The organism is Phytobacter sp. RSE-02, assembly GCF_040578655.1.
Taxonomy (GTDB): Bacteria; Pseudomonadota; Gammaproteobacteria; order Enterobacterales; family Enterobacteriaceae; genus Phytobacter; species Phytobacter diazotrophicus.
In genome coordinates this window covers 326,816-340,473 of sequence record NZ_JBEULY010000001.1, presented here as the reverse complement: position 1 = coordinate 340,473, position 13,658 = coordinate 326,816, and the positions used below count along the sequence as shown (strand labels likewise).

Here is a 13,658-nt window from a genome sequence, read left to right as displayed (position 1 = left end):
GTTACAGTACCGGTTAGAGAACGGGAGTTAAGCTTTTAAGTGTGCCATAATCTCGCTGCCAGGCATACCTGCAATGCCGCTACACGACGTGCGAGACCCAGAGGATTTCCATGATGCAACCCATTCAGGGCACCCCCGCGCGCCCTCCGGGGCAAGACCCTACGCCCCCTACTTTGGCCGCCGGAGAGCAGCCGTTATCGACAATCCAGCGCACTGTGCTGGAGCGGTTGATTATTCGCCTGGTGGCGCTCACGCAACAGCAGAGCGCCGAAGTCTGGGCCGGGGTTAAACATGATTTGGGTTTGAAGAATGACGCGCCGCTGCTGTCACGCCATTTCCCGGCGGCAGAGCAGAATCTCAACCAGCGCCTGGATACCGCCACGCAGAATCACACTACCCGCCAGGTTATCTCGCAACTGACGGAATTGCTCGGTCAGGGTAATAACCGCCAGGCGGTTAGCGACTTTATTCGCCAGCAGTTTGGTCAGACGGCGCTGAGCCAGCTTACGCCAGAGCAGCTTAAAACGGTGCTGACGCTGCTGCAAAACAACCAGATTTCGGTACCTCAGCCCTTGCAACGCCCGGCGACAGACCGCCCGCTGTTGCCTGCTGAGCACAATTCGCTCAATCAGGCGGTGACCAAACTGGCCGCTGCGACGGGTGAATCCGGTAAATTGATTTGGCAATCTATGATGGAATTATCTGGCGTGAAAACCGGAGAGCTCATCCCGGCAAAACATTTTACCCACTTAATGACCTGGCTGCAGGCGCGTCAGACATTAAGCACCCAGACTTCCCCGACACTGCAAAGCGTGCAAACCGCGCTTAAGCAGCCGCTGGATAATGTTGAGTGGCAAACTATCACCGATTATGCCCGTCAGAACTGGCAGGCCACGCCGCAGACCGTACTGACAACGGCGCAAGTGCAGGACATTCTCAATCAGGTTTTTTTACATCGCGCAGAACGAACTTCGGGTGTGCTGGAAGCACGAAATATTCAGCCGATCTACAGCCCGCTTTTCGCGCCGATCATTGAAAGCGTCAAAAACCTCTCAACCCGGCCAGGTCTGTTCCTGGTCGCGTTGCTTATTGCCTTCGCCCTTATCTGGCTGGTTATCTAAAAAAATCCCCTCCGCTGGAGGGGATCGTCGTTAAAGGTTTTCGCCGTTACTTTTAATTGTCTGCTGGTACCACCAGAACGATTTCTTACGGCTGCGTTCAAGTGTCCCTTTGCCTTCGTTATCTTTATCGACATAGATAAAGCCGTAGCGTTTTTTCATTTCGCCCGTACCCGCAGAAACCAGGTCAATACAGCCCCACGGGGTGTAACCCATCAGATCCACGCCATCTTCCACCACCGCCTTTTTCATTTCGCGCAGGTGGCTTTGCAGGTATTCGATGCGGTACTGATCGTTTACCGAGCCGTCACTTTCTTTCTGATCGATAGCACCGAAGCCGTTCTCCACGATAAACAGCGGCAGTTGATAAAGATCGTAAAAATAGTTCAGTGAATAACGCAGCCCCACCGGATCGATCTGCCATCCCCAGTCCGATGCTTTCACATACGGGTTTTTCACCAGACTCTTCGTTTCGTCATAGTCCAGTTGCGGGTTATCCGCAGTGGCTTTGGTGGCGAACGACATGTAATAGCTAAAGCCGATATAATCCACACAGCCCCGTTTAAGGATGTGCAAATCTTCGTCGGTAATATCAAGCTTAAAGCCTTTACGGGCGAAGTAATTTAGCAGATGGCGCGGGTAATAACCGCGAACGTGCACATCGGTAAACCAGTAACGGCGGTGCATCGCCGAGACGGACATCATCATGTCGTCCGGGTTACAGGTGAGCGGATAGACCGGGCACATGGCAATCATGCAGCCGATCTGGAAATCAGGGTTAATGGCATGCCCGGCTTCCACCGCCAGCGCACTGGCGACAAGCTCATAGTGTGCCGCCTGGTACATTACCGGCTCACGATCCTCACCTTCTTTGTATTTAAGGCCCGAGTTGGTAAAGGGCGCGAAATCTTCGTGGTAATTGGCCTGGTTGTTGATTTCGTTAAACGTCATCCAGTATTTCACTTTGCCTTTGTAGCGGGTAAATACCGTTTTGGCGAAGCGCACAAAGAAATCAATAAGCTTACGGTTACGCCAGCCACCGTATTCAGTGACCAGGTAATAAGGCATTTCGAAATGCGAGAGGGTAATGACCGGTTCAATATTGTATTTCAGACATTCATCGAAGAGATCGTCATAAAACTGCAGGCCGGCTTCATTTGGTTCTAATTCATCACCTTTCGGAAAAATACGTGTCCAGGCAATTGACGTACGGAAACATTTAAACCCCATTTCCGCAAAGAGTTTGATGTCATCTTTATAGCGGTGATAAAAGTCGATGGCATCATGGTTTGGGTAGTTTTTTCCCGGCAAGACGCCATCGGTAATTTCGCGCGGAACGCCATGCGCCCCGGCGGTCATCACGTCAGCGACACTAACACCTTTACCGCCTTCCTGCCAGCCGCCTTCAAGCTGATGCGCCGCCACCGCGCCACCCCACAGAAAATCTGCTTTAAACCCAGGCATACGTCTCTCCTTTCTCTAAAAAGTAGTAAAAGAATAACTTACGTACGAAGATAGCCTGACTATAGCAGTAATATAACTGTCTGAGAATGTTGCATAAAATTATATGAGTGGAATATGTTACACCAATAAAACAATATGTTTTTTCTGTGGTCTGGCGCGTATTTTTAATTATTTTCTGACAACAAAAATAGTATTCAGAATTATGAGGGATTGCACTTTTATTATTTCCGGCCCTCATCATGAAGGCCGGAAAAGACGATTATTTTCGAAATGAAATCAGCGTCACCACAATGCCAGTTACCGCCGCAATTGCTGCGGCCAGGAATACCGACGGGTAACCCAGCGAGGTCGCCAGCAGGCCGGTAAGTGGCCCGCTGATACCGTTCGCGATGTCCTGAAATGCCGCATATCCGCCCAGTGCAGTACCGCGAACCTGTGGGGCAACGCGTTTCACCACTTCAACGCCCAACGCCGGGAAAATCAACGAACAGCCACAGCCGGTCAATGCCGCACCGGCCATCGCCACCCAGGCGTTCGGCGCCTGCCAGAGCAATAACAGGCCCACCGTTTCCACCATCAACGAAACAGTTGCCACCCGCACGCCGCCAAAGCGATCCGGCATCCAGCCAAACAGCAGACGCATCAGAACAAAGGCACCGCCAAATGCCGTCAGCGTAAACCCGGCCATTGCCCAGCCGTTACTGGCAAAGTAGAGCGAAACGAAGGTACCGATAACCGCGAAACCTACACCCTGTAGCGCAAGGCCAAGACCCGGCTGCCAGATTTGACCGACCACGCCCCACAGGGAGGGACGTTCCCCCGAATGAGCAGGTGTTTTCTGTACGCCGCCATTAAATGCCCACGCCAGCAGCGGTAAAACCATCGTGATCGCCGCCAGGGTGGCAAAACCAAAACGACTGTGAATGAGCAGACCGAGCGGCGCACCAACGGCCAGCGCACCGTAAATTGCCATACCGTTCCAGGACATCACTTTGCCCGAGCGTTTAGGCCCCACCAGCCCCATCCCCCAGGCGAGTGTTCCTGTGAGCAACTGGCTTTCACCAAAGCCCAGAATTAAACGCCCGACAATCAGCAAGCCGAATTTTGCCAGTGCGCTTACCGGTAGCCAGGCCGCCAGCAACCAGGCGACGCCAGCCAGCCCGCAGGCCAACATCCCCTGCAGCGCCGAGCGCTTTGCGCCAAACTGATCGGCCAGACGCCCGGCATAGCCTCGCGTCAGGACGGTCGCCAGAAACTGGATACCGACGGCGATGCCCACCATGGTATTGCCGTAACCGAGTTCGTTGTGCACAAAGAGCGGGATGACGGGCAATGGTAACCCGATGGTCATATAGGTCAAGAAAACGGCAATCACCAGCCGCAGCAACGCATTCGTGCCCGTACCGGATGAGGAAGAAAGTGTTTGAGTCTCTACAGACATGCATTACTCCGTACCGCAGAGTAAGGCGAGGAAAAAAAGCCACGCCCCCTCTACCTGATGTTCAGGATTAAGGTGCGTTGGATAACGTTAAACGCTTACGCATTATCAGGGGGATAATGTTGCGGGTGAAGTTTGCCTGCCCATGCAGCGGCTTGTCAATGCATAAAAAACCGCATAAAAAAGGGAGCCCGTTGGCTCCCCTTTTCGAAATTCAAAGGCTTACTTGAGTTTACGCATCACCAGTGTGGCGTTAGTACCGCCGAAACCGAAGCTGTTAGACATGACGGTATTCAGCGTCGCGTCAGTCGGTTTGGTGACGATGTTCAGGCCAGCAGCCTGCTCATCCATCTCGTCGATATTAATGCTCGGGGCGATAAAGCCATGCTCCAGCATCAACAGTGAGTAGATTGCTTCCTGCACGCCAGCCGCACCCAGAGAGTGGCCGGTCATGGCTTTGGTCGCAGAGATAGCCGGGCTGTTGTCGCCGAACACTTCGCGAATTGCACCCAGTTCTTTCACATCACCGACCGGTGTAGAAGTACCGTGGGAGTTCAGGTAGTCGATCGGGGTATCAACACCGTGCATTGCCATCTTCATGCAGCGCACTGCGCCTTCACCTGACGGCGCAACCATGTCAGCGCCATCAGACGTTGCGCCATAGCCCACGATTTCAGCGTAGATGTGCGCGCCACGTGCCAGCGCATGTTCCAGCTCTTCAACCACAACCATACCGCCGCCGCCTGCGATGATGAAGCCATCACGGTGGGCGTCATAGGTACGGGAAGCTTTTTCCGGAGTTTCGTTGTATTTGGTCGACAGCGCGCCCATGGCGTCGAACTCACAGGCCATTTCCCAGCCCAGTTCTTCGCCGCCGCCAGCAAAAACGATGTCCTGTTTGCCCAGTTGGATCTGCTCAACCGCGTTACCGATGCAGTGTGCGGAAGTGGCACAGGCGGAGCTGATGGAGTAGTTCACACCGTGAATTTTAAACGGCGTTGCGAGGCACGCGGAAACCGCAGAGCCCATTGCTTTGGTCACGACATACGGTCCCACTGCTTTCAGGCCGCGCGGGCTACGCATTGCGTCCGCACCGAAGACCTGCGCTTTTGAAGAGCCGCCGGAACCGGCAATCAGGCCAACACGCGGGTTGTTCTGATACACCTCTGCGCTCAGGCCAGCATCCGCAATAGCTTCTTGCATGGAGAGAAAAGCATAGATAGAGGCATCGTTCATGAAACGAACCACTTTACGGTCAATCAAACCGGTTGTATCCAGCTTGACATTACCCCATACGTGGCTGCGCATTCCGGAATCTTTGAATTCCTGAGAGAAAGTGATCCCTGAGCGTCCTTCACGCAGAGAGGCCAGGACTTCCTGCTGGTTATTACCGATGCTGGAAACGATGCCCAGGCCAGTAATCACTGCACGTTTCATTCAATACCCCTGTAAGTCGCACTAATTTAAGTTTTCGTGTCGCAAGATAGCGTACAGTTGTACGCCGAACAAGTCCGATCAGACAATTAATGGGTAAATTTGCGCCCTGGAGCGCACATCGTTAAGATCATGGCACTGCCTGTCCGACGAGTAACTTACGTGAAACAAACCGCTATACAATCTGCCAACCTCGAATTCAACGCTGAGGGTACACCTGTTTCCCGAGATTTTGATGACGTCTATTTCTCTAACGATAACGGACTCGAAGAGACCCGTTATGTTTTCCTTGGCGGCAACGGTATACCAGAGCGTTTCGTCGGACATCCCCGCCCGCTGTTTGTCGTCGCGGAAAGCGGTTTTGGTACGGGTCTCAACTTCCTGACCCTTTGGCAGGCATTCGATGCCTTTCGCCGCGCCAGTCCGCAGGCTACCCTGGAAAGATTACATTTCATCAGTTTCGAAAAATTCCCCTTAACGAAAGACGATCTGCGTCTGGCGCACCAGCACTGGCCGGAGCTGGCCCCCTGGGCAGAGCAGTTACAGCAGCAGTGGCCGCTGCCCTTTGCCGGTTGCCATCGCCTGTTACTGGACGGCGGGCGCGTGACGCTGGATGTCTGGTTTGGCGATATCAATGAACTGACCGAAACCTTAGATGATTCACTACAACAGCAGGTTGATGCCTGGTTTCTCGACGGTTTTGCGCCGGCGAAAAACCCGGACATGTGGACACAGGGTCTGTTTAACGCGATGGCGAGACTGGCGCGTCCCGGCGCGACGCTGGCCACGTTCACCTCCGCTGGTTTCGTTCGTCGTGGGTTGCAGGACGCAGGCTTCACCATGCGCAAAAGCAAAGGGTTTGGCCGCAAGCGGGAAATGCTCACCGGAGTAATGGAAAGCGCAACCCTGCCGGTGCTGCGTGCGCCGTGGTTTGCCCGCACTGGCACGGAAAAACGCGCTGCTGCGATTGTCGGCGGCGGTATCGCCAGTGCGCTGCTATCGCTGGCCTTGTTGCGTCGCGGCTGGCAGGTGACGCTCTACTGCGCCGATGACGAACCGGCACAAGGGGCATCCGGCAATCGGCAAGGCGCGCTGTATCCTTTGCTCAGTGCACATGACCCGGCGCTGGCCCACTTTTTCCCTGCCGCGTTTACCTTCGCCCGTCGACTGTATGACGCCCTGCCCGTCGATTTCGATCATGACTGGTCCGGGGTCACCCAACTGGGGTACGACGAGAAAAGTCAGCAAAAAATTAGCCAGATGCTGACGCTGGGCCTGCCGGATGCCATTGCCCATGCGGTCAGCGCCGAAGCGGTCGCGCAAATGGCCGGCGTAGAGACCGGATGCGGCGGTATTCATTATCCGGCTGGCGGCTGGCTGTGTCCGGCACAATTGACGGCGGCGGCGTTGGCATTAGCACAGCGTCAGGGATTATGCGTGCACTACGACCACCCGGTGACGAGCCTGGTTCAGCAGGATGGCGAATGGCGGCTGGAATTTGCCGATGGCAGCCAGCGCGCTCACGCCTGTGTCGTGCTGGCGAACGGGCACCACATCAGCCATTTCGCCCAGACCGAAAAGCTGCCGGTTTACCCGGTTGGCGGGCAGGTCAGCCATATCCCCACGACGGCGAAACTGGGCGAACTGCGTCAGGTACTCTGCTATGACGGTTATCTGACACCGCCAAACCCGCACAATCAGCATCACTGTATTGGCGCAAGCTACCACCGTGGGCAGGAGGAGACTACCTACAGCGAGGAGGATCAGCAGCAAAACCGCCAGCGTTTGTTGAACTGCTTCCCGGAGGCTCAGTGGGCGAAAGACGTTGATGTCAGCGGCGGTGAAGCGCGCTGCGGTGTGCGCTGTGCAACCCGGGATCATTTGCCGTTAGTGGGTAATGTGGCGGATTACGCCGCGACACTGAATGCGTATGCCCATCTTGCAGAAGAGAGAACGGATGCGGTGAGCGCACCGGTTTATGACGGGTTGTTTATGCTTGGCGCGCTCGGTTCACGCGGATTATGCAGTGCGCCGCTGGCGGCGGAGATTCTGGCCTCGCAGATGAGTGAGGAGCCATTGCCGCTGGATGGTGACACGCTGGCCGCGCTGAATCCTAATCGTCTGTGGGTGAGAAAGTTGTTGAAGGGGAAACAGGTTAAATGAGTGCAGGCTGATGCCCTCACCCCGGCCCTCTCCCTCGGGGAGAGGGCCAGGGTGAGTGGGAAACCCACGCACCCTTGCTGCACCGGGAATATCCCCCACTGGCGGGGCTACGAGCGAGCTTGCTTATTGTGCCTGCGCCTTCTGGAACAGCGTGTCCCACATCCCCATTACCAGCGCCTGATCCGGCGGAGACAACTCACCCGCCTGAATGGCTTTTTCCAGGCTCGCCGACACCCGGGCGTGCAGCGCTGCGGATGAATGATCCTCCCCCGCTTCCAGTTCCGCCACCGCCAGCGTCAGATGCCCACGCAGATAACCGCCAGCAAACAGCTCATCGTCACTGGCGTGCTCTACCATGTCATCAATTAACGCCAGAATGCGCGATTCAAATTCTGCGATCATCTTCTTTCCTCAGTTATAAATCTTCCGGCCAGGGGAAGTGTTCCGCCTTTAGCTCAGGCGTGTGGTAGTAATCTTGCAGCGCTTTAATAAAACGCGCCGGACGTTCCGGGATCCCTTTGTCGAGATATTCCATTACCTGCGCATGAACGCGGCGCTGGAATACAACGCGATCTGGTTCAAAATCCCCTTCCAGGTTGTCACAACTGACGTTAAACGGATAACCCGCCGCCACGCAGAACAACCAGTCAAAAGCCTGCGGTTTAACCTCTACGTCTTCAAATTGACACTGGGTCGCCGCATCACGCCCATCCGGGCAGTACCAGTAACCAAAATCCACCAGCTCGCGACGGGCTTTCCCGGCGATACACCAGTGGGAGATCTCATGCAACGCGCTGGCATAGAACCCGTGAGCGAAGACGATCCGGTTATAAGGCACTTCTTCATCAGCAGGAAGATAGATCGGTTCGTCGTCGCCTTTAATCAGACGGGTATTAAAATCGTCGGCAAAGCAGCCGTCAAAAAGGGTAATTAATTGTTCGTAGTGATGTGTTGTGGTGTTCATGCACTCACCCCCAGAAACTGGAGGATCTCCTGCCCATGGCTGTCATAAAGTAATTTTGCACTCATTACAGCCGAAACGATAACAATCATCGGACGAATGAGTTTTTGCCCTTTGCTGAGCACCAGACGTGAGCCCAGACGCGCCCCCAGGAACTGGCCCGCCAGCATCACAAAGCCCGTTGCCCAGATCACCTTGCCGCCAATGATAAACAGCAACAGCCCGCCGATATTAGAGGTGGCATTAAGCACCTTGGCGTGCGCGGTGGATTTTGCGAGGTTAAAACCGGCCAGCGTGACAAACGCCAGCGCATAAAATGACCCGGCACCGGGGCCAAAAAAGCCGTCATAGAAACCCACGCAGCCGCCCGCAACCAGCGCGAAAGGCAGGCCATGCAGCCGACGCTGGCGATCCTCTTCACCCAGTTTTGGCATCAACAAAAAGTAGAGGCCAATACAGATGATAAGGACCGGTAAAATCTGGCGCAAAATATCAGACTGAACATGCTGAACCAGCAGCGCACCCGACGTTGAACCAATAAAGGTCATCAGAATATTGAGTTTCTGATCGGCAAGACTCACCACTTTACGGCGCAAAAAATAGAGCGTGGAAGAGATGGAGCCACCGCAGGCCTGCAGTTTATTGGTGGCCAGCGCCTGCGCCGGGGTCATCCCGGCGGCCAGCAATGCAGGTACGGTCAGTAAACCGCCGCCACCGGCTAACGCATCAATGAATCCCGCCAGCGTGGCGACCACAAAAAGCACCACCAGAAGCAGTGGCGACACCATAAATATCTCTTGAAATGCATCCATTACAATACGTGCTCATCCAGTAATGCCTGACAGGAAGCAGGCAGCGGCGGTGGTGTCGTCTTCTCAGGAGTCGTAGAAGGTTTGGCCGGTTTGAACCAGCTTTGCAATTCCGCGCCACAGCCGTCGCCATCCGGCGGCAAAGGCTGATCCTGGCACTCAAGGCTATCTGCCGGGCAGCGCAAACGGACATGCATATGCGCGCGATGCTGGAACCAGGGGCGCACTTTCCGTAGCCAGTCGCGATCTGTACCGGCGTCCAGGCATAACTGCTGCTTAATGGCCGGGTTGACGAAAATGCGCGTGACGTCGTTATCCTTCGCCGCCAGCTTAATCAGGCTGGTAATTTCGGGTTTCCATAATGATGACACCACCTGCTTGCCATCGCTGGAAACCAAATCCAGCGCCTGCGGTTTTAACAATTGCGCTGAGCTCCAGCGTGCTTTCGGCAGTTGCAGGAAAATGTCCACATCCAGCCCCGTCTGGTGGCTGGCGTGACCGCCGTTAAAGCGTCCGCCGGCTGGCATGCCCATATCCCCCACCAACACCGTCCCAAGCCCCAGGTTATGCACCTGATTACCCAGACGCTGAATAAACAGAATCAGGTCCGGATGACCAAAGTAGCGTCGCTGATCGGTACGCATGACCTGGTAGGTATCGGATTGCAGCGGCAGTTCATGCGCGCCAACAATACAGCCATTCGAGAAAGCACCGATCGATTGCGGCGTGCCCGCAACCGGATGGGTAATTTTCTGCCAGGGCGTTGCCGCCTGACAGGTCAGCGTTGCGCAAAACGCCAGTAGCGCAATTGCAATTCGTTTCATTGTTTACCAGCGAGGAATAGTGGTCGTCACATCGCCATTCTGCGCGCGCTGACGCATAAAATGGTCCATCAGCACAATGGCCAGCATCGCTTCGGCGATCGGCACCGCGCGAATACCAACACACGGGTCGTGACGCCCTTTGGTAATCATCTCTACTTCTTCGCCAAAGCGATTAATCGTACGTCCCGAAACGGTAATGCTTGAGGTCGGTTTCAGCGCGATATGGGTAACGATTTGCTGCCCGCTACTGATACCGCCCAGAATGCCGCCCGCGTGGTTGCTCTGAAAACCGTCTTTCGTGATTTCATCGCGATTCTGGCTACCGCGCAGGTTGATCACACCAAAGCCGTCGCCAATCTCCACGCCTTTAACCGCGTTGATGCTCATCATCGCATGGGCGATATCGGCATCCAGACGATCAAAGACCGGCTCGCCGAGGCCCACCGGAACACCGTCCGCCACAACGGTAACTTTCGCACCGATGGAGTCGCCCTCTTTTTTGAGCCCACGCATCAGTTCGTCCAGCGCGTCGATTTTGTCCGGGTCGGGGCAGAAAAACGGGTTTTGTTCGACCTGATCCCAGTCTTTCATCGCCAGCGGAATGTCGCCCATCTGGGTCAGACAGCCACGGATCACGATGCCGAATTTGTGGGCGAGGAATTTCTTGGCAATCGCCCCTGCCGCCACACGCATTGCGGTTTCACGCGCCGAGGAGCGGCCACCGCCACGATAGTCGCGCAGGCCATATTTTTGCTCGTAGGTGTAATCAGCGTGGCCCGGACGGAAGACGTCTTTGATTGCGCTGTAATCCTGAGAGCGCTGATCGGTATTTTCAATCAGCAGGCCGATGCTGGTGCCGGTGGTCACGCCTTCAAACACGCCGGAGAGAATTTTCACCTGATCCGGTTCGCGGCGTTGGGTGGTATAGCGCGAAGTGCCGGGGCGGCGTCGGTCCAGGTCATGCTGGAGGTCGGCTTCGGTCAGTGGAATGCCCGGCGGTACGCCATCGACGATGCAGCCCAGCGCAATGCCGTGCGATTCGCCGAAGGTCGTGACGCGAAAGAGTTGTCCAATAGTGTTTCCTGCCATTACGGCTCCGTTGTCGTCGTTATGTTGTTAGCGTTTTAATCTTTATAGATGCTGAAATGTTCCTGCGCGGCCAGTAACTGCGCTTTGGTCAGCATGAAGACACCGTCACCGCCATTATCAAATTCAAGCCAGGTGAACGGAACATCCGGATATTGTTCCATCAGATGTACCATGCTGTTGCCCACTTCACAAATCAGCACACCATTGTCGGTGAGGTAATCTGGGGCGCAGGCCAGAATGCGACGCGTCAGTTTCAGTCCATCGCTACCAGACGCCAGCCCGAGTTCCGGCTCATGGCGATACTCCGACGGCAGATCAGACATATCCTCTTCATCAACGTACGGCGGGTTGGTCACAATCAGGTCGTACTGCACTTTTGGCAGGTCGCGGAACAGGTCGGAACGAATCGGCGTGACGTGATGAATCAGGCCGTGGTCTTCAATGTTGTGTTCTGTTACCGCCAGCGCATCCGGGGAGATGTCTACCGCGTCCACTTCCGCTTCCGGGAAGGCGTAAGCGCAGGCAATGGCGATACAGCCGCTGCCGGTACACATATCCAGGATGTGCTGCGGCTGTGCGTCGATAAGCCCGGCGAAGTGGTTATTGATCAACTCGCCAATCGGTGAACGCGGCACCAGCACACGTTCATCAACGTAAAACTCGTGGCCGCAGAACCAGGCTTTATTGGTGAGGTAAGCTACCGGGATACGTTCATTGACGCGACGAATGACTCGCTCAACGATACGGTGACGCTCGCTGGAGGTCAGCCGCGCATTGCGCATCTCTTCCGGGATATCCAGCGGCAGGTAAAGGGTAGGCAACACCAGTTGTACGGCTTCATCCCACGGGTTATCGGTGCCGTGGCCGTACCAGATGTTTGCCGCGCTAAATCGGCTTACCGACCAGCGCAACATGTCCTGAATGCTATGCAGTTCACTTACTGCCTCATCAACGAAAATTTTATCCATCTTATCCTCCAGGACACGCTTGCAAGAAATTCGGCGGCTAGTTTGCCATGAAGACGGCGATAAATCAGCATTGTCGCTTCGCGTCGCGGCCTAAAAATGCATTTTGCTGAACAGCAGGGAGCGAGTCGGGTACACTGAAAGAAATAAAAGATGAGATGCGTAGATGAAAAAGAAACCATCGCTTAGCGAGGAGGAGCAGACGCTGTTCCGACAATTAATGACCGGCACGCGTCAAATAAAGCAGGATACGGTAGTCCACCGCCCGACACGTAAAAAAATCAGTGAAGTCCCGGTGAAGCGCCTGTTGTCGGAGCAGGCGGATAACAGCCACTATTTCTCTGATGAATTCCAGCCTTTGCTGAACACCGAAGGGCCGGTGAAGTATGTGCGCGACGATGTCAGCCATTTTGAACTAAAGAAGATCCGCCGCGGTGATTATTCCCCGGATCTGTTCCTCGACCTGCACGGCTTAACGCAGCTACAGGCCAAGCAGGAGCTGGGGGCGCTGATCGCCGCCTGCCGACGCGAACACGTTTTTTGTGCCTGCGTCATGCACGGGCACGGTAAACATATTCTCAAGCAGCAGACACCGCTCTGGCTGGCACAACATCCGCATGTTATGGCGTTTCACCAGGCACCCAAAGAGTACGGTGGCGATGCGGCAATACTGGTATTGATTGAAGTCGAAGAGTGGCAGCCGCCTGAGCTTCCCTGAACGCAACGGACGCGCAGAAACGTAAAAAGCCGCACAAGTGCGGCTTTTTTTCACGGTCCGGCGAATCAGATTGCTTTTGGCATTCTCAGGTTGCAGGGACTCATTTGCCAGTTGTAAACGCCTTTACCGCTCTCATCCAGCGTCACGCTGGCAATCGCGGAGGTAGTGAACATTGGCGGTGTTTCACCCGGGCAAAGCTCGGACACCAGATACCCCACCAACGGCAGATGAGAAATCACCAGCACAGAGGAAGTACCTTCATTTGCCAGCGCCTGGAGATAGGCACTGACCAGACCAACATCACCACAAGGGGTCAGTTCGGGCAGGACATCCACGTTGTCGGGCAGATTCATGCATTCACCCACCTCGTTTAGCGTCTGTTCAGCACGAAGAAACGGGCTGACCAGAACACGTTCGACATCCACTTTTTGACCTTTCAGCCAGGTTGCCATCTGACGAGATTCATCACAACCACAAGGGGTTAAGGGACGAACTGAGTCGCTGGCTGCATCGAGGGCTGCATCGCCGTGACGCATGATAAAAACTTGCATATTGCACCGCTTTTGTTAACCAGAAGCATTAACACTCCCCGCGTGAACAGTTCCATTACGACAGGAAATATCAATGGCCGGGCATTGTGCCTGATCCATTCGATGAATGAAACGCTGTTTTTTA

13 protein-coding genes are annotated in these 13,658 nt (G+C 55.0%); 3 read left to right on the top strand and 10 right to left on the bottom strand.

The features are described 5' to 3' along the window. The first annotated feature begins 113 nt into the window (after positions 1-113). Positions 114-1,121 (top strand): flagella biosynthesis regulator Flk, encoded by a 1,008-nt coding sequence (gene flk / locus ABU190_RS01455; protein ID WP_039079843.1) that lies wholly within the window; start codon positions 114-116, stop codon positions 1,119-1,121. A 30-nt stretch (positions 1,122-1,151) separates the two neighbouring features. Here the strand turns inward: flk and ABU190_RS01450 are convergent, their stop codons facing one another. From ABU190_RS01450 to fabB, 3 genes are all read right to left on the bottom strand, one after another. Next, positions 1,152-2,582, bottom strand: a complete 1,431-nt coding sequence (locus ABU190_RS01450) for a 6-phospho-beta-glucosidase (protein ID WP_039079842.1) — start codon at positions 2,580-2,582, stop codon at positions 1,152-1,154. A 259-nt stretch (positions 2,583-2,841) separates the two neighbouring features. Then, positions 2,842-4,023: an MFS transporter gene (locus tag ABU190_RS01445; RefSeq protein WP_039079841.1), complete on the bottom strand. Its 1,182-nt coding sequence runs from the start codon at positions 4,021-4,023 to the stop codon at positions 2,842-2,844. A gap of 219 nt (positions 4,024-4,242) precedes the next feature. Beyond that, on the bottom strand, positions 4,243-5,457 hold the full coding sequence (gene fabB, locus ABU190_RS01440; protein ID WP_039079840.1) for a beta-ketoacyl-ACP synthase I: 1,215 nt from the start codon (positions 5,455-5,457) through the stop codon (positions 4,243-4,245). Positions 5,458-5,616: 159 nt separating this feature from the next. Here fabB and mnmC point away from each other — a divergent pair, with 159 nt between their 5' ends. Then, complete coding sequence (gene mnmC / locus ABU190_RS01435; protein ID WP_354690191.1) at positions 5,617-7,617, top strand: bifunctional tRNA (5-methylaminomethyl-2-thiouridine)(34)-methyltransferase MnmD/FAD-dependent 5-carboxymethylaminomethyl-2-thiouridine(34) oxidoreductase MnmC; 2,001 nt, start codon at positions 5,617-5,619, stop codon at positions 7,615-7,617. A gap of 123 nt (positions 7,618-7,740) precedes the next feature. Here the strand turns inward: mnmC and ABU190_RS01430 are convergent, their stop codons facing one another. The 6 genes from ABU190_RS01430 to prmB are packed head-to-tail and all read right to left on the bottom strand — an operon-like array spanning position 7,741 to position 12,268. Next, complete coding sequence (locus ABU190_RS01430) at positions 7,741-8,019, bottom strand: YfcL family protein (RefSeq protein ID WP_039079838.1); 279 nt, start codon at positions 8,017-8,019, stop codon at positions 7,741-7,743. 13 nt (positions 8,020-8,032) lie between these two features. Continuing rightward, positions 8,033-8,581, bottom strand: a complete 549-nt coding sequence (locus tag ABU190_RS01425) for an elongation factor P hydroxylase (protein ID WP_039079837.1) — start codon at positions 8,579-8,581, stop codon at positions 8,033-8,035. Then, a complete protein-coding gene (locus ABU190_RS01420) occupies positions 8,578-9,390 on the bottom strand; it encodes a sulfite exporter TauE/SafE family protein (protein WP_271850100.1) in 813 nt (270 codons plus the stop codon). Before ABU190_RS01420 ends, ABU190_RS01425 begins: the two co-directional genes overlap by 4 nt. Beyond that, entirely contained in the window at positions 9,390-10,211 is an 822-nt protein-coding gene (mepA, locus tag ABU190_RS01415; protein ID WP_071196194.1) for a penicillin-insensitive murein endopeptidase, read from the bottom strand. Before mepA ends, ABU190_RS01420 begins: the two co-directional genes overlap by 1 nt. 3 nt (positions 10,212-10,214) lie before the next feature. Beyond that, complete coding sequence (gene aroC / locus ABU190_RS01410; RefSeq protein WP_354690190.1) at positions 10,215-11,300, bottom strand: chorismate synthase; 1,086 nt, start codon at positions 11,298-11,300, stop codon at positions 10,215-10,217. Between the two features lie 35 nt (positions 11,301-11,335). Beyond that, positions 11,336-12,268 (bottom strand): 50S ribosomal protein L3 N(5)-glutamine methyltransferase, encoded by a 933-nt coding sequence (gene prmB / locus ABU190_RS01405; RefSeq protein ID WP_354690189.1) that lies wholly within the window; start codon positions 12,266-12,268, stop codon positions 11,336-11,338. Positions 12,269-12,431: 163 nt separating this feature from the next. Between prmB and smrB the strand changes: the two genes are divergently transcribed. After that, a complete protein-coding gene (gene smrB / locus ABU190_RS01400; protein WP_039079832.1) occupies positions 12,432-12,983 on the top strand; it encodes an endonuclease SmrB in 552 nt (183 codons plus the stop codon). Positions 12,984-13,048: 65 nt separating this feature from the next. Here smrB and sixA read toward each other — a convergent pair whose 3' ends face one another. Beyond that, complete coding sequence (gene sixA / locus ABU190_RS01395; protein WP_039079831.1) at positions 13,049-13,534, bottom strand: phosphohistidine phosphatase SixA; 486 nt, start codon at positions 13,532-13,534, stop codon at positions 13,049-13,051. Between the last annotated feature and the right edge of the window lie 124 nt (positions 13,535-13,658).